The 22,944-nt window shown below is 65.4% G+C and carries 24 protein-coding genes; 8 read left to right on the forward strand and 16 right to left on the reverse strand.

The features are described from left to right. Positions 1–19: 19 nt before the first annotated feature. Both MF134_RS04020 and MF134_RS04025 read right to left on the reverse strand, forming a co-directional pair. The gene (locus MF134_RS04020; RefSeq protein ID WP_255338118.1) at positions 20–925 is read right to left on the reverse strand and encodes an ABC transporter permease; all 906 of its coding nucleotides are present in this window, start codon (positions 923–925) and stop codon (positions 20–22) included. A 362-nt stretch (positions 926–1,287) separates the two neighbouring features. Beyond that, complete coding sequence (locus tag MF134_RS04025; protein WP_255338119.1) at positions 1,288–2,535, reverse strand: NAD(P)/FAD-dependent oxidoreductase; 1,248 nt, start codon at positions 2,533–2,535, stop codon at positions 1,288–1,290. Positions 2,536–2,589: 54 nt separating this feature from the next. Here MF134_RS04025 and MF134_RS04030 point away from each other — a divergent pair, with 54 nt between their 5' ends. Next, complete coding sequence (locus MF134_RS04030) at positions 2,590–3,456, forward strand: class I SAM-dependent methyltransferase (protein WP_255338519.1); 867 nt, start codon at positions 2,590–2,592, stop codon at positions 3,454–3,456. A 181-nt stretch (positions 3,457–3,637) separates the two neighbouring features. Next, positions 3,638–4,069: a MarR family winged helix-turn-helix transcriptional regulator gene (locus MF134_RS04035; RefSeq protein WP_255338120.1), complete on the forward strand. Its 432-nt coding sequence runs from the start codon at positions 3,638–3,640 to the stop codon at positions 4,067–4,069. Positions 4,070–4,118: 49 nt separating this feature from the next. Here the strand turns inward: MF134_RS04035 and MF134_RS04040 are convergent, their stop codons facing one another. Beyond that, a complete protein-coding gene (locus MF134_RS04040) occupies positions 4,119–5,435 on the reverse strand; it encodes an NAD(P)H-dependent oxidoreductase (RefSeq protein ID WP_255338121.1) in 1,317 nt (438 codons plus the stop codon). A 190-nt stretch (positions 5,436–5,625) separates the two neighbouring features. On the opposite strand from MF134_RS04040, the gene MF134_RS04045 reads away from it, so the two are divergent. From MF134_RS04045 to MF134_RS04055, 3 genes are all read left to right on the forward strand, one after another. After that, on the forward strand, positions 5,626–5,832 hold the full coding sequence (locus MF134_RS04045) for a hypothetical protein (RefSeq protein ID WP_255338122.1): 207 nt from the start codon (positions 5,626–5,628) through the stop codon (positions 5,830–5,832). Positions 5,833–6,116: 284 nt separating this feature from the next. Further along, the gene (gene hemA / locus MF134_RS04050) at positions 6,117–7,394 is read left to right on the forward strand and encodes a 5-aminolevulinate synthase (protein WP_255338520.1); all 1,278 of its coding nucleotides are present in this window, start codon (positions 6,117–6,119) and stop codon (positions 7,392–7,394) included. Positions 7,395–7,445: 51 nt separating this feature from the next. Further along, a complete protein-coding gene (locus MF134_RS04055) occupies positions 7,446–7,823 on the forward strand; it encodes a cupin domain-containing protein (RefSeq protein WP_255338123.1) in 378 nt (125 codons plus the stop codon). 12 nt (positions 7,824–7,835) lie between these two features. Here the strand turns inward: MF134_RS04055 and MF134_RS04060 are convergent, their stop codons facing one another. The 3 genes from MF134_RS04060 to mscL form a co-directional block, all read right to left on the reverse strand. Next, entirely contained in the window at positions 7,836–8,918 is a 1,083-nt protein-coding gene (locus MF134_RS04060) for an AbrB family transcriptional regulator (protein WP_255338124.1), read from the reverse strand. Continuing rightward, on the reverse strand, positions 8,915–10,093 hold the full coding sequence (locus tag MF134_RS04065) for a pyridoxal phosphate-dependent aminotransferase (RefSeq protein ID WP_255338125.1): 1,179 nt from the start codon (positions 10,091–10,093) through the stop codon (positions 8,915–8,917). The genes MF134_RS04060 and MF134_RS04065 overlap by 4 nt, the downstream gene beginning before the upstream one ends. Positions 10,094–10,241: 148 nt before the next feature. After that, entirely contained in the window at positions 10,242–10,679 is a 438-nt protein-coding gene (gene mscL / locus MF134_RS04070; RefSeq protein WP_255338126.1) for a large conductance mechanosensitive channel protein MscL, read from the reverse strand. A 191-nt stretch (positions 10,680–10,870) separates the two neighbouring features. Here mscL and MF134_RS04075 point away from each other — a divergent pair, with 191 nt between their 5' ends. The 3 genes from MF134_RS04075 to MF134_RS04085 all read left to right on the forward strand — a co-directional run bounded on the left by MF134_RS04075 (position 10,871) and on the right by MF134_RS04085 (position 13,282). Continuing rightward, entirely contained in the window at positions 10,871–11,821 is a 951-nt protein-coding gene (locus tag MF134_RS04075) for a TAXI family TRAP transporter solute-binding subunit (RefSeq protein WP_255338127.1), read from the forward strand. A 169-nt stretch (positions 11,822–11,990) separates the two neighbouring features. Next, positions 11,991–12,512: an RNA pyrophosphohydrolase gene (locus tag MF134_RS04080; RefSeq protein ID WP_255338128.1), complete on the forward strand. Its 522-nt coding sequence runs from the start codon at positions 11,991–11,993 to the stop codon at positions 12,510–12,512. A 26-nt stretch (positions 12,513–12,538) separates the two neighbouring features. After that, positions 12,539–13,282 (forward strand): transporter substrate-binding domain-containing protein, encoded by a 744-nt coding sequence (locus MF134_RS04085; RefSeq protein WP_255338129.1) that lies wholly within the window; start codon positions 12,539–12,541, stop codon positions 13,280–13,282. Positions 13,283–13,371: 89 nt separating this feature from the next. Here the strand turns inward: MF134_RS04085 and MF134_RS04090 are convergent, their stop codons facing one another. From MF134_RS04090 to MF134_RS04135, 10 genes are all read right to left on the reverse strand, one after another. Continuing rightward, positions 13,372–13,776, reverse strand: coding sequence for a F0F1 ATP synthase subunit epsilon (locus tag MF134_RS04090; RefSeq protein WP_255338130.1), 405 nt, complete (start codon positions 13,774–13,776; stop codon positions 13,372–13,374). Beyond that, positions 13,766–13,969: a glutathione S-transferase gene (locus MF134_RS04095; RefSeq protein WP_255338131.1), complete on the reverse strand. Its 204-nt coding sequence runs from the start codon at positions 13,967–13,969 to the stop codon at positions 13,766–13,768. The genes MF134_RS04090 and MF134_RS04095 overlap by 11 nt, the downstream gene beginning before the upstream one ends. Then, positions 13,969–15,408: a F0F1 ATP synthase subunit beta gene (atpD, locus tag MF134_RS04100; protein WP_255338132.1), complete on the reverse strand. Its 1,440-nt coding sequence runs from the start codon at positions 15,406–15,408 to the stop codon at positions 13,969–13,971. Before atpD ends, MF134_RS04095 begins: the two co-directional genes overlap by 1 nt. A 27-nt stretch (positions 15,409–15,435) precedes the next feature. After that, positions 15,436–16,317, reverse strand: coding sequence for a F0F1 ATP synthase subunit gamma (locus tag MF134_RS04105; protein ID WP_255338133.1), 882 nt, complete (start codon positions 16,315–16,317; stop codon positions 15,436–15,438). Between the two features lie 76 nt (positions 16,318–16,393). Next, complete coding sequence (atpA, locus tag MF134_RS04110; protein ID WP_255338134.1) at positions 16,394–17,923, reverse strand: F0F1 ATP synthase subunit alpha; 1,530 nt, start codon at positions 17,921–17,923, stop codon at positions 16,394–16,396. Further along, entirely contained in the window at positions 17,923–18,483 is a 561-nt protein-coding gene (locus MF134_RS04115; protein ID WP_255338135.1) for a F0F1 ATP synthase subunit delta, read from the reverse strand. The genes atpA and MF134_RS04115 overlap by 1 nt, the downstream gene beginning before the upstream one ends. 276 nt (positions 18,484–18,759) lie before the next feature. Continuing rightward, positions 18,760–19,152 (reverse strand): AGROH133_08824 family phage infection protein, encoded by a 393-nt coding sequence (locus MF134_RS04120; protein WP_255338136.1) that lies wholly within the window; start codon positions 19,150–19,152, stop codon positions 18,760–18,762. Between the two features lie 165 nt (positions 19,153–19,317). Continuing rightward, entirely contained in the window at positions 19,318–20,463 is a 1,146-nt protein-coding gene (locus MF134_RS04125) for a glycosyltransferase family protein (RefSeq protein WP_255338137.1), read from the reverse strand. Further along, complete coding sequence (locus tag MF134_RS04130) at positions 20,463–21,638, reverse strand: glycosyltransferase family 4 protein (RefSeq protein WP_255338138.1); 1,176 nt, start codon at positions 21,636–21,638, stop codon at positions 20,463–20,465. Before MF134_RS04130 ends, MF134_RS04125 begins: the two co-directional genes overlap by 1 nt. A gap of 12 nt (positions 21,639–21,650) precedes the next feature. After that, on the reverse strand, positions 21,651–22,904 hold the full coding sequence (locus MF134_RS04135; RefSeq protein WP_255338139.1) for a glycosyltransferase family protein: 1,254 nt from the start codon (positions 22,902–22,904) through the stop codon (positions 21,651–21,653). Positions 22,905–22,944: the final 40 nt, after the last annotated feature.

A 22,944-nucleotide genomic window follows, 5' to 3' on the forward strand; every position in this document is an offset into this window, starting at 1 on the left:
GGTGCGAGCCGGGCGTCGCTCACGCTCTTGCCCCCTGCCGCTTGAGCGCGGCCTGTTCGGCGAGGCCCACCAGCCAGACCAGCACGCCCGCCATCACCGACGCCATGACCAGCGCCGACCAGATCTGCACCGTCTGTCCGTAATAGGAGCCGGCGAGAAGCCGCGCGCCGAGCCCGGCGACCGCGCCCGTCGGCAATTCACCGACGATCGCGCCGACGAGGGAGGCCGCGACAGCCACTTTCATCGAGGTGAACAGGAAGGGCAGCGAGGCGGGAAAGCGGAGCTTCATCAGCGTCTGGAACGGGGTTGCGGAATAGGTGTGCATGAGATCGGTCAGCATGCGGTCGGGCGAGCGCAGGCCCTTCACCATGCCGACCGTGACCGGGAAGAAGGAGAGGTAGGTGGAGATGAAGGCCTTCGGCAGAAGACCGGAGACGCCGATCGAATTGAGGACGACGATGATCATCGGCGCGATGGCGAGGATCGGGATCGTTTGAGAGGTTATGATCCAGGGCATCAGGCTCTTGTCGAGCGTCCTTGAATGCAGGATGCCGACGGCGATCAGGATGCCCAGAACCGAGCCGATGACGAAGCCGAGCAGCGTCGAGGAGAGCGTCACCCAGGCGTGGAAGAGCAGCGAGCGCGGCGAGGTCGGGCGCACATCGAAGACCGTCTTCCAGACCTCGGCGACGATCTGGTGCGGCGCCGGCAGGACCGGGCGCTGAGCGGACCAGGTAGCGGCGATCGCCTCGGCCACCGTGTAGTCGCCGGCCCGGGTCAGTTTCTGCGTCTCGGTCTGCCAGTTGAGGCCGATGGCCGCGAGATACCAGACGAGGACGATGGCGAGGCAGACGGTGAGCACCGGCACCGTCCGGCCCCCGACCAGACGCCGTGTCAGCCGCCTGAGCGGGCCGGTATAGCCCACGGCAGCGCCGGGTTCGGCGATCGAAGTCGAGGCGCTTATGGCAGGTCCCTTCCGATTCTCTCCGGCGCATCGGAGCGCCGTAGTTTGCACCTACCGTCGCCGGGCGAACGGAAAAGGTCAAGAGTTTGGGATGGTTCGAAGGAATGGGATTCGTGCAAGCGGTTTGACGTCGCGGCTCGATACCCCCCTCTGCCTGCCGGCATCTCCCCCACAAAGGGGGGAGAAAGGCTGACATCCAACCTCTGCTCTCCAACCTCTACGTATCTGCGACGCCTCAGTCTCTGCGCTGGCATCGACGCTGCCACTCTCCCCCCTTGTGGGGGAGATGCCGGCAGGCAGAGGGGGGTGCCCAGGCGCCGCCCTCAACCCCGCGCCTGCAGCGCCGCGACATGGGCCTTGAGATCAAAGTCGGCATGGGCCACCTCGTCCCGCGCGATCCTCAAATCCTCAGCCAATATGCGCCGGCCCAGCATGTGCTCGCCCGGCCGGTTGACGGTCTCGATGCCGAGCAGCCGGTCGCCCTTGAAGCAATAGGCGACGAGCTTGCCAGCTTCGCCCAGATCCGCCATCTCGACATGGTCGGCGCCGGCGGTCAGCCCGACGATCTGCAGCTTGTAAGGCCCTTGGTCGCTCCAGAACCACGGCACGGCGCGATATGGCGAAAGGGTCGCGGGATCGTCGGACCCCAAAATGCGGGCGGCAACGAGCTTTGCCTGATCGACGGCGTTCTGCACCGATTCCAGCCGCACCATGCGGTCGGCATGAACCGAGTGGAAAGCCGCACAATCGCCGATCGCGAAGATGTGGGGATCGTCGGTCGCCATGAACGGGTCGACCACGACGCCATTGTCGGTCGATAGCCCGGCCTCGCGAGCCAGCGCGTCATTCGGGACGACGCCGGCGGCAATCAGGACAAGGTCGGCAGGAAGTTCAGAGCCATCAGACAAGGCGACGGCTCGAACGCGTTCCTCGCCCAGGATCGCCGAAATCGCGGTGTTCAGGCGGATCTCGGTTCCCATGGCGCGGTGTTCGGCGAGGAAGAAGGCGGAAACCTCCTGGGAGACCGTGCGCCCCATCAGCCGATCGGCTGCCTCGACGACCATGACGCGCTTGTTTAGCGCGCGCAGGGCCGCGGCCACTTCAAGACCGATGAAGCCGCCGCCGACGATCGCGACGTCGCTCGCGTCCGCGAGATCGGCGCGCAGCTTTTCCGCATCTTCGGCCGTGCGCAGCTGGTGCACGCCCGCCAGATCCCTGCCCGGGATCGGCAGAACCCGGTTCGAGGCTCCGGTGGCCAGCACCAGATGGTCGTAAGTCAGTTGCTCGCCCGAACCGAGAGACACCCAGCCGGCGGCGCGGTCGATGGCGGTCACCCTCTCGCCGCCGCGAAAGGTGATGGCGTTCTTCTCGTAGAAGGTCTCGGGCTTCAGAAGCAGGCTGTCAAAGGCTGCGCCGGTCTTGATGTAGGTCTTCGACAGGGGCGGGCGCTGATAGGGATGGCGCGCTTCCGCCGAGACCAGCGTGATCTCGCCCGCATAGCCGCCCTGGCGAAGGCTCGCCGCGACCTGGAAACCGGCCTGCCCCCCGCCGGCAATCACGACGCCGCTCATGTTCGATGCTCCGGCCGGGCCGGGCCGGTGATGATCCGAGGGTCTGGCTTGTCCATGGTCGTTCCTGCCGAGCTCGTCCTTGCGCGTGTCACCAATCCGTCAGGCTCTCTTGGCATGTCGGCCGGCCTTGTTGAAGTCCGGGCGACCTGCCAAGTTCGCTCGAACAACAACGCCCCTCCCTCGCGCCACCTGGTGCACCAGCTCTCGGACATTGCCATGCAGACACCCGCCGCTCTCAACGCCGCCTTCGCCTCCGGCAACGCGCATGCCGTCCTCGCGGAGAGCCTGTCCGTCGCCGGCGCGAAGCGGGTTCTCGACATTGGTTGCGGCGCCGGCGCCCTGGCAGGCGCGTTGGCGGCGAAGGGCTTTTCGGTAACCGGTATCGACCCCAACGAAACCGCGGTCGCCAACGCCCGGAAGGCCCTGCCCGAGCTGAGCTTCGAGGTCAGCGGAGCCGAATCGCTGCCCTTCGAGGATGACGGCTTCGACGCCGCGGTCTTTCTCAATTCGCTGCATCACGTGCCCATGGACGCCATGGCGCGGGCGCTCCGCGAGGCGCGGCGTGTCGTGAAACCGGAGGGAACAGTCCTGATCGTCGAGCCCCTGGCCGAAGGCAGCCAGTTCGAGGTCATGCGCCCCGTGGAAGACGAGACGGAGGTTCGCGAAGCGGCCGCAAGGGCGATCGCCGACGCGGTGCGCGAGGAGACCTTCCGGCTCAGGGGAAACGTGGTGTTCGAAGAAAAGCGCGAATACCCATCCGCTCGGTCCGTCATCGACCATCTGATCGCCGTCGATCCGCGCCGCAGCGAAAAAGCCGAGCGTATGGCGGAGGAAGTCGAACGCCTGTTTGCGCTCCATGCCGAAACCCACGGCGAGACCCGACGCCTGACCCAACCCCTTCGAATTTATTGGCTTGGCTGATCCCGCGAGGCGGGATTCCGGCTCGTGTCGCCGTGGGCGTGAGCTTCTGCCGCGCTTTTGCGGTCATTTCGTGGGTAGGAGATTGCGCCCGTCCGACTATGTTTGCTCTTCATGCCGCCCGGCCATGCCGCCTGCGGCTGCCGGACAGGCGCAAGGGTGAAGCGGGGCGATCTGGAGCAGAATGGCTGACGCGGATTCCATCGAGGTCCTGACCGGACTGTTCGAGCAGATCGCCCGGCGGCTCCACTCCAAGGGCTATGCGGCGCAATTGTTTCCGGCTCAGTGGTCGGCTTTGCGCTACATCCATTCCGCCGAACCGGAGATGCGCACCGCGATCGATCTTGCCCGGCATCAGGGGTTGGCCTCGGGCGCCGTGGCCCGCACGGTGCGCACGCTGATCGAGAAGGGACTGGTCACCAAGATGGGCACGATCGGCCGTGGCCGTGCGGAGCGGCTGGAACTCACCGACAAGGCCGTACAGACCCTCAAGCGCGACCCATTGCGTGCGATCGGCCGGGCCATGGAGGAGCTGTCGGCCGACGAGCGTCTGATCCTCGCCAAGGGATTGGAAGCGGCGCTCGAGGCGGCGCGCAGCCCGCCGCCTCGGGTCTGACGAGACAGCCCGCGCCGCCTGATGAAGCGGCGGCGCAGTTTGGCCCGCCTCAGGTCTCGAAGCGACAATCTTCGGCGTCGAGTTCGGCGCGCATGCGGGTGACGAGCTGGCTTTCGTCGGCGACGCAATTGTCGTGGGTCAAAAGCTCGCCCGCCGCGATCGGCCGGCTGACGCGGGATTTCTCGGCGAGTCCCAGCGGCAGCGCCCGCGCCTTGCGCGCATAGTCCCAGGTCATGGCGAAGCCGCGGTAATCGGCCATGCCGATGCGCCCGAGCGTCTCGCCGGGCTGCAACGCGCGCTTGGCCACCGCGCCGCACTCGGCGACCGGCCGGTCGACGGGCACCATGTCGGGGCGGCGATACATGACGGCCCGAGCCGCCGACAGCGGCGTTTCCAGGCTGGTGAGATGAAACGGCCGGACGAGGCCGAAACACGGGCCGGGCCCGACCTTTAGATCCGCCATGCGCTCGATCGCGCGGGGATGGCGCGGCTTGACCACGCAGAAGACGCCTGGGGCGACACCCTTGCCGATCGTGTAATCGACGCAGCCCGCGCGGGACAGGACGCCGCCGTCTTCGGCGGTGCAGAGCACCTGACCGAGATTCTCGATCGTCGCGGACGGCCCGTGCATGCCCGGCACATCGGGTTTCAGCCCAGTCGAATTGGCGATGGCGGTCATTTCCACCATGGTCTTCGAACCATCGATGAATTCGACCAGCATGCGGGCATTCATGTTGCGCTCGCGAGCTTCGTCCTCGTATTCCTCGGGGATCGCGTCGTGGCGCAGCGGATTGTTCTTGCCCTTGCCTGCGGCGATCACTTCCATCCCGAGCGCCTGCGCGAAGGCGATGAGTTCCAGCGTCGCAGCGGGCTCGTCGCCCGCCGACCCGGTGTAGACGACGCCTGCTTCCTTTGCCTTGCGCGACAGGAGCCGGCCGACGGTGATGTCGGCCTCGACGTTCAGCATGACGATGTGCTTGCCGTGCTCGATCGCCAGAAGCGCCAGCCGCGTGCCGACTTCGGGGCTCCCCGTGGCATCGACGATCACGTCGACCCGACCGGCCTCGCACATGGCCGCGATGTCGTCGGTGACGGCGATATTGCCGCTCTCGATCGCAGCATCGATCGCCGTGGAAGCGTTTGCAACGATGCCCTTTTCCGGCCCGTGGCCCGCCATGGCGAGCGCTTCCATCGGCCGGCGCGGGGAGTTTGCGGCAATCGCGCCGACGCGCACGCCCGTCATCAGCGCGGTCTGGACGACAATGTCCGTGCCCATCTGGCCCGCGCCCGCGAGCCCGATCGTGATCGGGCCGTTTCGGTCGGTGTAGGCGGAGAGCTCGGCAGCAAGGCCGATGCGTTCGATCATGATATGCGTTTCCTCAGTGCGATCCCGTCGCGGTCGCGGTTTGACCCGCCTCACATCCGGCAAGCTCTATCGGCTTTGAAGCCGGATTGTCATCCATCATGCACGCCCGTTCATTCCAGCGTTCGTATCCTGCGGCGAAAGGCCAGGCCGCGTCTGGCATTTCCAATTTGAAAGCCATAGATGTCAGCCCATGAACGAGCGTGATGCGGACAAAGCCCAAGCGGACCGCGCGGCCCGCCTGCAAAAAGCCCTGCGCGCCAATCTGGCCCGGCGCAAGGATCAGGCCCGCGCCCGCCGCAGGCCTCAGTCGGAAGCGAAAGAACGCAGAGACGGGCAAACCGATCCCGAGACGAGACCTGCTGCGAATCGGTCTTCGGAAAATTCCGACGAGGCCTAGCAGCGGTCTTTTCGCCGCACGCGACCATTCGACAAGGATCGCGCACGACCTCGACATAACAATGCGTTAACGGCTTCCCGCGTCTGATCGCGGCGCTTTGCGCTGGATCAAGGCGGTTTCGAAAAATATCCCGCAGCATGCCTGGGCGATGTCAACATAACTTGTCATTTCTCCAAAACTATGTGTCATATAAATTGGACAGCGTTGCGGAGAATTCAAACTCGCCCTTATGGACAATGCCCGATCGCGGACTTAGAACCGTTCCGATCAAGGAGTGCACGATGATTGACTACCAGCGCCATTTCACGTCTGCGATCGAAGCCCTGCACGCCGAGCGGCGTTACCGGGTTTTCGCCGATCTGGAGCGGATTGCGGGTCGCTTTCCGCGGGCGATCTGGCGGCATGACGGCGAGGCGCGGGAAATCACTGTCTGGTGCTCGAACGACTATCTCGGCATGGGCCAGCATCCGGACGTCGTGACTGCCATGACGGAGACGGCGGGTGCGATGGGCTCTGGCGCAGGCGGCACGCGCAACATCTCCGGCACCAATCATCCGCTGGTGGAACTCGAGAAAGAACTGGCCGATCTCCACGGCAAGGAAGCCGCGTTGGTCTTCACGTCCGGCTTCGTGTCGAACGAGGCCTCCATCTCCACCATCGCCAAACTCCTGCCGAACTGCGTCATCCTCTCCGACGAGCTGAACCACGCCTCGATGATCGAGGGCGTGCGGAAGTCCGGCGCGAAGAAGCAGATCTTCCGCCACAACGACCTCGCCCATCTGGAGGAACTCCTGCAGGCGATCGAGCCGGACCGGCCGAAGCTGATCGTCTTCGAGAGCGTTTATTCCATGGATGGCGACGTGGCGCCGATCGCGGAAATCTGCGATCTCGCCGACAAGTACAACGCCATGACCTATATCGACGAGGTCCACGCCGTCGGCATGTACGGACCGCGCGGCGGTGGCATTTCCGAGCGTGACGACGTCGCGCACCGGATCGATGTGATCGAGGGCACGCTCGCCAAGGCGTTCGGCGTGCTGGGCGGCTACATCACCGGCACCAAGGCGCTGATCGATTCCGTGCGCTCCTATGCGCCGGGCTTCATCTTCACCACCGCGCTGCCGCCGGCGCTCGCCGCCGCGGCGACCGCCTCGATCCGCCATTTGAAGTCCTCCCAGGCCGAGCGCGACGCCCAGCAGCGCCAAGCCGCTCGCGCCAAGTCGGTCTTTTCCGAAGCCGGCCTGCCGGTCATGCCGTCGGACACGCATATCGTGCCGGTGCTCGTGGGCGATCCCGACCTTTGCAAGAAGGCGAGCGACCGCCTGCTTCAGACTCACGGCATCTACATCCAGCCAATCAACTACCCGACGGTGCCGCGCGGCACCGAGCGGCTCAGGATCACGCCGACGCCGCTGCACGACGACGCGCTGATCGAGACGTTGCGTGACGCCCTGATCGAGACCTGGCACGCGATCGGCATCCCCTTCGCTGCGGAACGCCCGGCGAGTCCCGAGCGTTCGCAGAAGGTGACACCGCTGGTGGTTTCGCAAGCCGGCGGCTGAGCCGCCCAGCCGAGACGATAACGGCGGCTCCGCAAACGAGAGGAACCGCCAATGAAAGCCGCACTCGCCGATTTCCTGACCAAACTGCCCCTCCCCGCCACGGCCAAGCATCCGTGCGGGAGGTTCGACGTGGAAGCCCTGGCCCATGGCACCATGTCGCTCAAGGCCTATGCGCCGCGGGGAGAGGATCGGCAGGGCGAGAGCCGCCAGGACATGCTGATCGTCGTCATGGCGGGCGACGCCACCCTTGATGTGGACAGTGAGACGAACGCGATCACGGCCGGTGACGCCGCCTTCGTGGCCGCCGGCAGTGCCTATCGCCTGACGGCCATCTCGGACGACTTTGCCGCCTGGACGGTCGAATGGGGTTCGGCCGGCGGCGAGGCGGAAGCGCCCAACCCCTCCGTCTTCGCGGCGATCGACGCTTGATTTCCGGCCGGACTACTGCGTCCCGGAACGCCGCGGCTCTTCCCTGCCAAGTTCGTCGCGGGCGATCTTCCGCCCGAGGAACGGGACGATCATCGCGATCGCCATGAACCGGATCACATGGTGCGCGGCGACATAGGCCGGATCGATGTCGAACTGGAAGGCGAGAACGGTCAGCGCCTCCAGCGCGCCAGGCGCATAGGCGAGCGCTACCTTTCCGGACGCAAGTTCCAAGAGCGCGACGACCGCCGCTCCAGCCAGGGCACAGGCCGCGAGGCTGAGCGCGAAACAGCCGATGGACGCCGGCAAGAGCCGCAAGAAGGCCGGTAGATCGATGCCGGTGAGGCGCGAGCCGATCAGGACGCCGAGCAGCACCAGACTCGGCACGGCAAGGCTCGGCGGCAACGACACCGTGACGAGGTCCGAGCCGTGGAGCAGCGCACTTCCGATGAGCGCTCCGAGCATCATGCCGCCCGGCACCTTCAGCCGTGCCGATAGGGCGGCCGTGGCGGCGCAGAACGCAAACAGCACGGCATAGGCGACCAGCGTGCCGCCCTCCCCGCTTCGGCTCGCCGCTTCCGCCTCTCCGCCGCCCTCGAGAAAAGCAAGACTCGGCACAAGCGCCCCGATGAGAAGCAGGAGCCGGATGCTCTGGACGATCGCCACCCGGGTCAGATCCGCCCTCGTCTCGGTCGCAGCCGCCATCACGAAGGACAAGGCTCCCGGAAGCGACGCAAACAGCGCAGTGGCATGGTCCCACGCAAAGGCCCAGCGTAGGAAGCCGTAGCAAAGAACGATCGCCAGGAAGACGCCGACGAGCTGAATGACGAAGGAGAGCGGCCAGACGGCGATCTGATCGACGACTTCCGGCGAAACGCCGGAACCCGCCTGAATGCCGAGAACGAAAAAGGCAAGCGTGCGCAGGAGATCAGGCAAGTTGGTGTCGACACCGGCGAGGCTCGCCAGCGACGTGGCGATCACCGGCCCGAGCAGCCACGCCACCGGCAATGACAGAGCCGAGGCGACCAGGCCGCCGGCGGCGCCGATCGCGAGCGTGAGGACAAGATCGCGCGAGCGCGCGAAAGCTGGCCCCCTCATGCCGCCGTTTCGGAGCGCGTGATCCAATCGGCCAGCCGGTTCGCCGCTTCTTCGACCTCGTCCAGCCGGCGATGGAAGCAGGCGCGCAAGAACGGCGCGCCCGCAGGGCCGAACGCCGTGCCCGGAGCAATGGCGATGCGCGCTTCGTCGGCGATGGTGAAGGCGGCGGCCCGCGTGTCCTCGATGCCGTCGATCTTGAAGAAGGCGTAGAACGCTCCGTCCGGCGGCGTGATCGAAACGCGGTTGGTGGCCTGAAGACGCGAGCAGAAAATGTCGCGCGCCCGGTGCGCCCGTTCGATCTGGCTTTCGACGAATCTCTCGCCCTGTTCGATCGCCGCGACCGCGCCGCGCTGCATGAAGGCCGCGACGCCGGAATTCGAGTATTGCACGAGGTTCTCGACGATCTCCCCCAGTTCCGGTGCCGTCTCGATCCAGCCGACGCGCCAGCCGGTCATCGCCCAGTTCTTGGAAAAGGAGTTGATGAAGATGATCGGGTCGTCATCCGCCATCACGTCATGGAAGGACGGCGCGCGGGCGCCGGCATAGTAGAAGCGGCTGTAGATCTCGTCGGCGATGATGACGAGGCCGCGCTCGCGGGCGAGCTTCAGGATCGAGGCCAGGGTTTCTCGATCGGCGGTCCATCCGGTCGGGTTCGCTGGCGTGTTGACGAAGAGCGAACGCGTCTTCGGCGTGATCGCAGCGGCGAGCTTGTCGAGATCGAGTTGCCAGCCGGCCTCGGAATAGTCGAGCGCGACCTCGACCGGCCGCGCGCCGGCCAGTCCGGCCGCCGCCGCGAAATTCGGCCAGGCCGGGCCGAAATAGATCGCCTCGTCGCCGGCTCCGGTGGTCGCCGCCAGCGCCATGTGGATCGCATGCATGCCCGAACCGGTGACGAAGAAGCGCTCGGCGGGGAGATCGCGATCGTAGAGCCGGCTCGAATAGGCCGACAGCGCCTCACGCAGCTCCGGCAGGCCGCGCTGATAGGTATAGAAGGTCTCACCCGCCTTCAGGCTCTCGGCCGTCGCCTCGGCGATGAAGTCCGGCGTCGACAAGTCGCCCTCGCCCGCCCAGAGCGGAATGACGCCCTCGCGCCCCCGCACATGGTTCAAAATCGCGACAATGCCGCTCGAAGGCGCCTCGACGGCTTCGCGACGCAGGCGTGACAGATCGATCATGGAAATGGACGCATCTGGAGTGGAGCTCTCGCACTGACACAGCGCAGGGAGCAGACTTTGCAAGCCAGATAGCACTCCCCGAGGCGGGGTGAAATCCGAAAACGTCGTTTTGGTCGACTTATGGATTTAGACCCCGGGGACGAACAGCCTAAACCCGCCTTTCCGCTCCTTCCCGCGCGGCCAAAAGGTCCCGGATCTCTTCCAGGAGCTTTTCCTCGCGCGGCACTTTGGCGACTTCCGGGGGCTTTGCCTCTTCCTTTCGCTTCAGGCGGTTCATGCCCTTGACCACGAGGAACAGGATGAAGGCGACGATCAGGAAGTTGATCGCCAGCGTCACGAAGTTGCCATAGGCGAAGACCGGACCCTGCTCGCGGGCCTGGGCGAGACTCGTTGCGGTGACACCCTCGGCAAGCGGCACGAACTTGTTGGTGAAATCCACCCCGCCCGTGATGACGGCGACCAGAGGCATGAAAAGATCGGCAACGATCGAATTGACGAGGCCGGAAAACGCCGCACCGATGATGATGCCGATCGCCAGATCGACCATGTTGCCCTTGAGGGCGAATTCCCGAAATTCGTTCAGCATTTCCTTCCTGCCTCGCTGCCTGCCCGGTCCGTCCGGCTCCGCAGAGCAGAACTTAGGCGCCTTACTAAGGCGAACAACATCCATGTGTCGCCGCGCGGAAAACCGATCCGGTCTCCGATCGGACTTGAGCTTTCCCGGCCACTTGCTACAACTTTCCCCAAGGGCCGCGTGGGTCCGATGGGAGGAGATTCATGAAACATTTCGCGCGCCTCGCCGCGTCTGCCGTTGCCGTCGGCCTGGCCTTTGCGCCCGCCGCCGCCTCGGCCCAGCAATTCATCAATGTGCTCACCGGCGGCACATCCGGCGTCTACTATCCGCTGGGTGTCGCGCTCTCCAAGGTTTATGGCGACAACATCGAAGGCGTGAAGACGCAGGTGCAGTCCACCAAGGCGTCGGTCGAGAACATCAAGCTGGTCAGCCAAGGCCGCGGCGAGATCGGCTTTGCGCTTGGCGATTCGGTCAAGGCCGCCGCCGAGGGCAACGAGGAAGCGGGCTTTGCGCAGCCGGTCGAGAATCTGCGCGCGATCGCCGCCATCTATCCGAATTACGTCCAGATCGTCGCCTCCGAGGAATCGGGCATCACCGATCTCGAAGGCCTCAAGGGCAAGGGCCTGTCCGTCGGCGCACCGGCCTCCGGCACCGAGCTCAACGCTCGCGCGATCTTCGAGGCCGCCGGCATGAGCTATGACGATCTTGGCAAGACCGAGTATCTGCCCTTCGCCGAATCGGTGGAACTGATCAAGAACCGCCAGCTCGACGCGACGCTGCAATCGGCCGGCCTTGGTGTCGCCTCGATCCGCGATCTGGCGTCCTCGATCTCCATCAACATGGTCGCCGTCCCGGCAGAGATCGCCGAGACGCTGGGCGCGCCGTTCCAGGCCGCCGAAATTCCCGCCGGGACCTATGAGGGCCAGGACGAGGCGGTGCCGACGCTGGCGATTACCAACATCCTCGTCACCTCGTCCGAGGTCGACGAGGAATTGGCCTATCAGATGACCAAGCAGCTCTTCGAAAATCTCGACCAACTGGTCGCCGCCCATAATGCCGCCAAGTCGATCGACCCTGAAACGGCGGCCAAGAACCTGCCGGTTCCGCTGCACCCGGGCGCGGAGCGCTACTACAAGGAAGCCGGCCTCCTCTGATCCGGGGAACCGCTTCCGATGCCCGGCGGCCGCGCTTTCAAAGGCGCGGCCGAATTTTTTGGGGCGGTCCCTTGCTCGCCAGGGGGTGGACGATAACGTTTCAACGCGCGGTGAAACGCAACCCTCCCCCCCTCTGCGCAGAACCCGTGAAATCAAAGAAAGACGTTCCATGCCCGAAACCGATCCCGCCTCTCTACCCTATCGACCCTGTGTCGGCATCATGGTGCTCAATCGTGCAGGGCTGGTCTGGGCGGGACGCCGGCTGATCGAGGACAGGGGCGAGATGACGGGGGCGGATAAGCTCTGGCAGATGCCCCAGGGCGGGATCGACAAGGGCGAGGATCCGCTGGAAGCGGCGCGGCGCGAACTCTATGAGGAGACCGGAATGCGCTCCGTCTCGCTCCTCGCCGAAGCGCCGGACTGGATCAATTACGATCTCCCGCACGAACTCGTCGGCATCGCCTTCAAGGGGAAATATCGCGGCCAGACCCAGCGCTGGTTCGCCTTCCGCTTCGAGGGCGATGAAAGCGAGGTGCAGATCGATCCGCCGCCGGGCGGCCACGACGCCGAGTTCGACCGCTGGGACTGGAAGCCCATGCACGAGCTTCTCGAACTGATCGTGCCCTTCAAGCGTGGCGTCTACGAACAGGTGATCGCGGCCTTCCGCCATCTCGAAAAGCCCGTGCCGTGAGAAGCGGCACCAGAACCGGAGCGCCGATGGACGACACCTCCCTTGCCCTGCTGCGAGAGGGTCTTGTGAAACACGGCAGGCTTCGTGTCGCGATCAATCTCGGCAACGCGTCGCTCGCCCGGCGGGATCCCGGGTCGGGGGCGCTTTCCGGCGTCAGCCTCGCCCTGGCGCGTGCGCTCGCCGAAAAACTGGGAGCAGAGCCCGATTTCATCCTCTATCCCGGCGCTGGCAAGGTGGTGGCCGATGCCGGCGCGGACCGTTGGGACGTCGCCTTTCTCGCCATCGACCCGAAACGGCGCGAGGTCGTTGCCTATTCAAGCCCCTATGTGTTGATCGAGGCGAAGGCGATCGTGCGGGCGGACTCGCCGCTCCAGCATGTCGACGAACTCGATCGCGACGGCGTCTCGTTGCTGGTGGCCGAGAACTCGGCCTACGATCTCTATCTCAGCGAACACGCAAGCCATGTGGCCTTGGTGCGCGCCGAAACGCCGGGCGCTTCCTTCGACCGGTTCAAGGCCGATCCCTCGTCTGCCGACGCGGTGGCGGGCGTTGCCCAATCACTGGAAAAGGCCTTCGCGGGCGACACCGGATTCCGCTTTCTCGACGGACGGATCACCGCGATCGAACAGGCCATGGCGGTGCCAGTCGCCAAGACGGGACTCGTGGAAGCGCTCACCGAATTCGTCGAGTCCAGAAAACGCGAGGGCTTCGTGCGCGAGGCCCTCGATGCCACTGGCATGCAAAGCCTGCTTGTCGCGCCGCCCGCCTGACCGGCTGACCAGCTGGAAGGCACAAGAAAACGGCCCGGAAGCCGAAATGGCTGTCCGGGCCGAAGGTCTTCGCACGCAGATTGAGACGTTCAGCCGGGCAGACCCGCCCGAGCCTCCCGGAGCTGGTCAAGGGCGTGCTGAGCCTTTGCCTTCTCTTCCGGGTCCGACGCGTCGGAGACGTCTTCCTCCGCATCCTTGATGCTCTGCTCGAGGGCAGCGATGTCCACCTGATCGGCTGGCTCGGCCTGTTCGGCCAAGAGCGTCAGGCCCTTCTCGTTGACGTCGGCGAACCCGCCCCGCACGAAGATCTTCTCCTCGGTGCCACCTTCCTTGGTGACGATGACGATGCCCGGCTTGACCGTCGTCATGACGGGGGCATGGCTCGCCATGACGGTGAAGAAGCCTTCGGACCCCGGCACGCTGACGGCCGTGACCGCTTCCGACATCAGAAGCTTTTCCGGAGAGACGAGTTCGAACTGGAAGCTATCGGCCATCGGTCTTTCGTTCCTTCGCGGCGGCCTCGAAATGCCTGACCGCCGTCTCGAACTGATCGCGGCAACCGGGGTTGCAGAACCCGACCACCGCGCCGTTATGGATTGTCAGAGAATCGCCCGCGATCGGCTTTCCCGACCACGGGCAGGTCTCGTTGATCGCGTCCTCGATCCTGAGGCCGCGACCGTCATTCATCAGGCGGCGTCCTGGGCGAGCTTCTTGGCCTTCTCGACCGCCTGCTCGATGGAGCCGACCATGTAGAAGGCGGCTTCCGGCAGGTGATCGTACTCGCCATTGACCAGGCCCTTGAAGGACTTGATCGTGTCTTCCAGCGCGACGAGCTGGCCCGGCGTGTTGGTGAACACCTCGGCGACCGCGAAGGGCTGCGACAGGAAGCGCTCGATCTTGCGGGCGCGGGCCACGGTGAGTTTGTCCTCTTCCGACAGCTCGTCCATGCCCAGAATGGCGATGATGTCCTGCAGCGACTTGTATTTCTGCAGGACCTGCTGCACCCGCCGCGCCACGTCATAATGCTCCTCGCCGATGATCATCGGCGACAGCATGCGCGAGGTGGAGTCCAGCGGATCCACGGCCGGGTAGATGCCCTTTTCCGAGATGGCACGGTTGAGAACCGTCGTCGCATCCAGGTGGGCGAAGGAGGTCGCCGGCGCAGGGTCGGTCAAGTCGTCGGCAGGCACGTAAATCGCCTGCACCGAGGTGATCGAGCCCTTGGTCGTGGTGGTGATGCGCTCCTGCATCTGGCCCATGTCGGTGGCGAGCGTCGGCTGATAGCCCACCGCCGAAGGAATACGGCCAAGAAGCGCCGACACCTCGGAGCCCGCCTGGGTGAAGCGGAAGATGTTGTCGACGAAGAACAGAACGTCCTGGCCCTGGTCGCGGAAGTGCTCGGCGATCGTCAGACCGGTGAGCGCAACGCGGGCGCGGGCTCCCGGAGGCTCGTTCATCTGACCGTAGACGAGAGCGGCCTTCGACCCTTCGGCCGAACCGTTGTTCTCGTGCGGGTCCTTGTTCACGCCGGACTCGATCATCTCGTGATAGAGATCGTTGCCCTCGCGGGTGCGCTCGCCGACGCCGGCGAACACCGAGTAGCCACCATGCGCCTTCGCGACGTTGTTGATCAGTTCCTGAATCAGAACCGTCTTGCCGACGCCCGCGCCGCCGAACAGGCCGATCTTGCCGCCGCGAGCGTAAGGCGCGAGGAGGTCGATAACCTTGATGCCGGTGACCAGGATCTGCGATTCCGGCGACTGCTCGATATAGGGCGGAGCCGACTGGTGAATCGCGCGCTTCTGGGAGGTGTTGATCGGCCCGATCTCGTCGATCGGCTCGCCGATGACGTTCATGATGCGCCCGAGCGTCTCGTCGCCCACCGGCACCTCGATCGGCGCGCCCGTATCAACGACGTCCTGTCCGCGGACCAGACCTTCGGTCAGGTCCATCGCGATCGTGCGGACGGTGTTTTCGCCGAGATGCTGCGAAACCTCGAGCACCAGGCGCATGCCGTTATTGTCGCATTCGAGCGCGTTCAGGATCGGCGGAAGGTGGTCGTCGAACTCGACGTCGACGACCGCGCCGATGACCTGATGCACGCGGCCAATGTTCTTGTCAGCCATCGATAAGGCCTCCTCTCGATACTAGCGTCAAAGCGCCTCGGCGCCCGAAATGATTTCGACCAGCTCGGTCGTGATCTGCGCCTGGCGCTGGCGGTTGTAGGAGATCGACAGCTTGTCGATCATGTCGCCGGCGTTGCGCGTCGCGTTGTCCATGGCCGTCATCCGCGCGCCCTGTTCGGAGGCGGCGTTTTCGAGCATGGCATGCAGGAGCTGGACCTTGATGTTGCGCGGGATCAGGGCATCGAGGATCGCGCCCGGCTCCGGCTCGTATTCGTAGACCGCGGCGTTGGATCCCTCGTCGGACTCGTCCTCACCGCCCGAAAGGTCGGCCGGAATGATCTGCTGTGCGGTCGGCACCTGTGTGATGACGTTCTGGAATGCCGAATAGAAGATCGTGCAGACGTCGAATTCGCCCTTGTCGAAGAGCTGCATGATCATCTCGCCGAGCTGGTCGGCCTCGTCGAAGCCGATCTGCTTGACCTCACGGAAATCGACGCGCTCGACCACCTTGTCGGAAAGGTCGCGACGCATCAGGTCCCACGCCTTCTTGCCGACGGCGAGGAACTTGACCGTCTTGCCCTGGCCTTCGAGTTCACGCTGGCGCTGGCGCGCGAGCTTGACGATCGAAGCGTTGAAGCCACCGCACAGGCCGCGCTCGGCGGTGAAGACGACGAGGAGATGCACGTCGTCCTTGCCGGTGCCGACCATCAGCGGCGGGCCGTCGCCCTCGACGGCGCCGGCGATGTTGGCGAGAACCGACGCCATGCGATCGGCATAGGGCCGGGCCGCAGCCGCAGCTTCCTCGGCCCGACGCAGCTTCGCCGCCGCGACCATCTGCATGGCCTTGGTAATCTTCTGCGTGGATTTGACCGACGCGATGCGGTTTCGAAGGTCCTTGAGTGATGCCATGGTCTGGCGCAGTCTCCCGCTGGCGCGGCCTCATCCACCCTCGGGCGGAAGAGGCCGTAGCACCTCGTTTTCCGGATCAGGCGAAGGTCTTGGCGAAGGAATCGATCGCCGACTTCAGCTTCTCGCGGATCTCGTCGGAGAGAGCCTTCTCGGTCGCGATCTGCTCCAGAACGCCCTTGTGCTCGGTGCGCATGGCGTTGAGCAGGCCTTCCTCGAACTCACCGACCTGCTCGACCTTGAGCTTGTCGAGATAGCCCTGGGTACCGGCGAAGATCACCGCCACCTGCTCCTCGGTCTTCAGCGGCGAGAACTGCGGCTGCTTGAGCAGTTCGGTCAGGCGCGCACCGCGGTTGAGGAGACGCTGGGTCGAAGCGTCGAGGTCCGAGCCGAACTGCGCGAAGGCGGCCATCTCGCGATACTGGGCGAGTTCGCCCTTGATCGAGCCGGCAACCTGCTTCATCGCCTTGATCTGCGCGGACGAACCGACGCGCGACACCGACAGGCCGACGTTCACCGCCGGGCGGATGCCCTGGTAGAACAGCGTCGTCTCGAGGAAGATCTGGCCGTCGGTGATCGAGATCACGTTGGTCGGGATGTAGGCCGACACGTCACCCGCCTGGGTCTCGATGACCGGCAGAGCGGTCAACGAACCGGCACCGTGATCGTCGCCCATCTTCGCCGCGCGCTCGAGAAGCCGCGAGTGAAGATAGAAGACGTCGCCCGGATAGGCTTCACGTCCCGGCGGACGGCGCAGAAGCAGCGACATCTGGCGGTAGGAGACGGCCTGCTTGGACAGATCGTCATAACCGATCACGGCATGCATGCCGTTGTCGCGGAAGAACTCGCCCATCGCACAGCCGGTGAAGGGCGCGATGTACTGCATCGGCGCCGGATCGGAGGCGGTAGCGGCGATGACGACGGAATATTCCATCGCACCGCGCTCTTCCAGCGTGCGAACGAACTGCGCGACCGTCGAACGCTTCTGACCGACAGCGACGTAGATGCAGTAGAGCTTGTCGTTCTCGCGGTTCTCGTCGTGAGCCGGCTTCTGGTTGAGGAAGGTGTCGAGCAGGATCGCGGTCTTGCCGGTCTGGCGGTCGCCGATGACAAGCTCGCGCTGGCCGCGGCCGATCGGGATCAGCGCGTCGATGGCCTTCAGGCCCGTCGACATCGGCTCATGCACCGACTTGCGCGGGATGATGCCCGGCGCCTTGACGTCGACGCGGCGACGCTCGCCGCTGTCGATCGGGCCCTTGCCGTCGATCGGATTGCCGAGACCGTCGACGACGCGGCCGAGCAGGCCCTTGCCGACCGGCACTTCCACGATCGCGCCGGTGCGCTTGACGGTGTCGCCTTCCTTGATCTCACGGTCGGAGCCGAAGATCACGACGCCGACATTGTCGGCTTCGAGGTTGAGCGCCATGCCCTGGATGCCGCCCGGGAACTCGACCATCTCGCCGGCCTGGCAGTTGTCGAGGCCGTAGACGCGGGCGATGCCGTCGCCGACCGACAGGACCTGACCGACTTCCGAGACTTCCGCCTCGTTGCCGAAGTTCTTGATCTGGTTCTTCAGGATCGCGGAGATTTCCGCGGCGCGGATGTCCATCAGCCGACCTCTTTCAGTGCAAGCTTGAGCGAATTGAGTTTGGTGCGAAGCGAGGTGTCGATCTGGCGGGAGCCGATCTTGACGATCAGCCCGCCGAGAATGGCCGAATCGACCTTCTCGCGCATGGTTACGGTCTTGCCCGCGTAGCCCGACAGCGTCTCGGCGAGCGCCGAACGCTGATCGTCGGTGAGCGGATGCGCGCTCGTCACGTCGACCTCGACCTCGCCGCGCTGCTCGGCGGCGAGCTGACGGAACCGGCGAATCATGCCGGGCAGGACGAAGAGACGGCGATTCGACGCCACCACTTTCAGGAAATTGCCGGTGAGCGGGCCCGGCTTGGTCTCTTGAACCACGGCCTCGATGGCGCGCAGCTGATCGTCGGAGGAAAAGGCCGGGCTTTCCACCAGACGACGGAAATCGGCGCTCTCGTCGATCAGCTGATTGAAGGAAGCGAGCTCGGACTCGACCGTCTCGAGCGCATTTTCTTCGAGCGCGAGTTCAAACAGGGACTGGGCGTAGCGGTCTGCGACCCCCGAAACGGGAGAGGATGATTGTGCCACGGACGACCGTTTCTCTTTCGCGTTTCTTCAATGCTCGCCGCGCGGTGTGAGCCGGATGCTTCAAGCCATTGAAACCGTTGATGAGGCAGGACAGACGACTGGCGGGACGCCGGCCCTCCTCCCTGAAGACAGCGACCGTCTAGCATAGGGATTTCACCGCGACAACACGGTTTGGACGCTTCCCAGGGCCGGTTTAGGCCGATTGTTCCCGTACTTTTGGATAATTCCGCATGCGAAGGTTCGAGAGGCTGCCAGACGATCGCCCTCGCCGCTCCCTCATACCGCGATCAGGCCGAGCGCTGGACCCAGCAGAGCCACGGCCAGAAGCAGCTCGATCAGCAGATAGAAGAGCGCGCGTGCGGTGGTGCCGTCCGACAGGAGCGAGACCAGGCGACCAAACGCCGAAAACAGCCATCCGGCGCCGAGAGCGAGCTGCACGAAGGGCTGGTCATAGAGAGCGGCACCGAGGATGCCGACGCCGAGCCAGAAACCCGCGAGACTCGCCCGCGCCCCGCCGAGCGCGTCCTTGCGAACGGCGCTCGGCGCAAGCCCGATCGCCGCCAGAGTGGTCACCGGCGCAAACAGGGCGAAGAGCCCGATCAGAGCCGTAAAGCAGGCAGCCGCGAAGGGCAGCCAATCGGCATTCGTGGTCGGCAGGGCGAAGTCCATGGGTATTCCCGGCTCAGTTTCTCGCGGACGGCCCGGTCGGGATGAAGCGCCCCGGCTCAAAATGCCGTTCGTCGGCGCCCGGTTTGTCGGCCGATCGAGTCGGGGCTGTCAAGCAAGAGGCCCGACCGCCATCTTCCGGATCCGCCCGTGAACCCACTCGCGGGTTCAAGACCGTTCGCCGACCAGTTTCTCGATTTCCATAGCACTCGTCTCGGCGCCTTCGAGATCGATTGCAGCACGGTCCTCGCGTCGGCGCTCATAGGCGGCGGTGATCGCGTTCGCCAGCGTCTGCGGCGTGAGCGCGGTCGATTCGACCACCGACAGGAGTCCCATCGTTTCCATCCGGCGCGAGCGGAACGACTGCTCGGTCTCCTCACCGTCGTCATAGGGCACGACGACGGCGGGAATCTCCGCCCGCATCAGATTCATCACAGTGTTGTAGCCGGCCTGGGAAACCGACAGCGCCGCACCGTCGAGCAAGGCCTGGAAGCGCGAGGAGAACCGCTCGACGATCGTGCGCTCATCAGCCAAGGCACTGAGGCGCGCGAACTCCGCGGCATCCGCGCGCGGCCCGGTGAGGATGTGCCACACCTTGTCGCGGATGGCAGGCGGCGTCAGCTCGCGGGCGGCGAGCGCCGTCTTCATGAGCGTGCCGGCCGCGGCCCCGCCGCCGGCGGAGACCACGACGCGATCATTGGGCTCGCCCCGCTCGCGCGCGGCTCCCTCGGTCACGTAGCCCGTATAGGTGACGAGATCGGCGAGTTCGCCGGCATGGGGGTAGGTCTCGTCGAAGGTGAACAGGGTCGGGTCGGAATGGACGAGGACGGCGTCGAGATGCTCGCGCGCGAGATCGGCGCCGAAACGCGCCCGCTCGGGATGCTTCGTCGCAACCAGAATGTCGCGCACCGAGGTCACGCATTTCACTCGCGGTTTGTCCTCTGCAGCCCGTTCGAGAAGCGGCACCAGCTCGAACCGGAAGCGCCAGCGGCCGAAGGGAAACATTTCCAGAAGCACGACGTCCGGCTGCACCTTTTCATAAAGGTCGATCAGCGCTGCCGTGCGCATCGCTCGCCATTCATCGGTGATCGGCGCACCGGTCTCGTCATAGAGATGCTTGAAGTCTGCGCCTTCGATCGAGACCGGCGGCAATTGCACCACTTCGGCATCGGCGAAGGGCATCTGCGGCACGGGATGGCCGCCGAGCGCCACGGTGACGTCGATGCCCCGGCGAGCCAGCGCGCTGGTGATCAGCTCGCCCCGCCTGAGATGGCCGACACCCAGGAGATGCTGGACGTGAAAGAGCACGCGCATCAATGGCACTCCGTTTTCGAGGGAACGCCGTTGGCGCGGCGGTAAAACCGATCGATCGTCTCCCGCAAAGCCCCGTCAAGACGGGAGGCGGCGACCGAAATGTCGTGGCAGGCGACCGCCCGCCACGCTGCGGCCATGGAGAAGCGTGCCCGGCGCTGCGGATCGAGCAGCGCGGCCACCGCCCTGGCGAAAGCGAGGGCGTCTCCTTCCGGGACAAGCAGCGCCGTCTCGCCGTCGGCGACCACGGTCGCGACACCGCCCGAGCGCCCTGCCACGACCGGCAGGCCAGCCGCCTGTGCTTCGATCAGTGCCATGCTCCAGGCCTCCTTGACCGCCGGCCAGACATAGAGATCCGAACTCGCCAGGATACCGGGCAGATCATGCGGCCCGACTTCGCCGAGCAATGTGGCGGAAACGCCGCCAGCCTCGAAGGCGGCGCGCACCTCCGCCTCGGCGGGGCCGGTGCCCACGACCAGAAGCTCGAACGCCTCTCCGTCTAGCGCCGCAAGCGCCTCCGCCAGCACGCGGTAGGAGGCAAGCTTCTGGTCCGCCCGCATCATTCCGACGGTGACGAGCCACGGGCGCCCGAGCGAAAGGCCGAAATCCGCTGCAAGCCGCGCCCGCCCGGTTTCCCGCGCCGGGGGAGCGCTCGCGAATGGCGTCGTGTCCATGAAGGGCGGCAGGGCGAGCATGGGCACACCGGCGCGAAGATGCGGCTTCACTCCGGCTTCGTCGGCGGGGTTCAACGTCACGGCGAGATCGGCATGGCCGAGCGCCTCGAGACTGGCGCGGTAGCCGAGGTCCCAGGGCCCGCCCCGCTGCTTGTTCGCGACCGAGGCCTCGGCCACCACATAGGGGATGCCCAGAGCCTGCGTCACAGCCGGTCCGAGCCAGTCCGGCGCCTTGTGATAAAGGTGATAGGTGAACCAGAGATCGGGCGCCTTGCCGCTCTTCCGGACACGATTGAGAGCGCGGCGCGCCTCGCGCTCGCCCAATGCCCGAAGCCGTTCCTGGCGTGTCGGATCGCCGCGATCGTAGCTGCGCAAGCGCGAGGCAAGCGCGACCTCATGGCCGGCCCGCCGCAATGCGGCGACGAGGTTGCGGCCGACCGTCCGGTCGCCGGATGGCGTCGGATCGTCCGGCGCCTTCATCGGCGCGTAAAAGGCGACTCTCATTGAAGCCTCGCCCTACGAGGCTGCGGTGCGCGACACCCGGAAGCCATCTTCTGGAACCCGGTCCGTTCCGCCCCCGCGCCGTGTTCGGCCTTCGGCAAGTGCCTGATCCACGAGGCGCCGGATCGTGTCGACCCCACCGAGCAGGCCGGGAATCTCAGTGGATTGCGGCTTCTGCTGGCCGGGAAGCGCCTTGATCGCCCGGGCCATGACGGCGGGATCGTGCGCCTCGTCGTCGCACAGCATGGTGAGAAGGCCGAGTTCCTCGGCGCGCGAGGCCCGGATGAACTGTTCGAGCCGCGGCTGCCGGCGCGGCACGATGACCGCCCGCTTGTCGAAGGAGAGGATCTCGCAAAAGGTGTTGTAGCCACCCATGGCGACAAGCCCGACCGCCTGTTCGATCAAAGGCTCGATGGAAGCGACGAAGGTGATCAGATCGACCTTGTCGAGTTTGGCCGCCCGGGTCTGGAAATCGGCAGCGTAGCCCGTCTCCATGAACGGGCCGAGCACGATCTTGGCGCGCGGGGCGATGGTCGGGTCGCTCTCGTAGGCCTTGAGCACCCAGTCGACCAGACGCGCCCCGTCGCCGCCGCCGCCGGTGGTGACGAGAACATAAGGGTCTTCCTCGATGAGAATCGGATCGTACAGGGCGCCCGAGGGCTCGTCGGCGCGGGGCAGATATCCGGTGAAGACCGCCTTGTCGCGCACGCTCTGAGAGACGCCGATCCCTTCCAGCGGATCGCAGATCTCCGGCAGACCGTAGATCCAGATATCGTCATAGCGATCTTCCACGGCCGCGAAAGCGTTCTTGCGTGTCCACTCCTCGATCAGGCGGGAGGGCTCGTCCATGATGTCGCGCAGGCCGAGAACAAGCCGGCAACCGGTGGTCTTGAGGTAGTCGAGGCTTTCCTCCACCTCGCCGCGCATGCCGAGCGGCTCCTTGTCGACCAGGAAGATGTCGGGATCGAAGATTTCGGCCGTCTTCTTGATGATCGCCGAGCGGATCTCGGTCAGATCCTCGATCGAAAGGCCGGGATTGGATGGGGCGTAGGAGTCGGCGCCGAGCTTGACGACACCGGGGACGCGGATGAAGTCGACCTGCGGGGGAAAGCTGAATGATCCGACGACCGGCGATCCGGCGACGATCAGGATCGAGATCTCCGGACGATGGGCCACAAGCGCCTGGGCGATGACCCGACTTCGTCTGAGATGGCCGAGCCCGAACGTGTCATGGCTGTAGATCAGGATACGCGCCGACCGAGACTGCATGCTGACTCCTGGCGCAGCCCTGATGTTCGCTCGGCAGAAC

Source organism: Jiella marina (assembly GCF_024359545.1).
Lineage (GTDB): Bacteria > Pseudomonadota > Alphaproteobacteria > Rhizobiales > Rhizobiaceae > Jiella.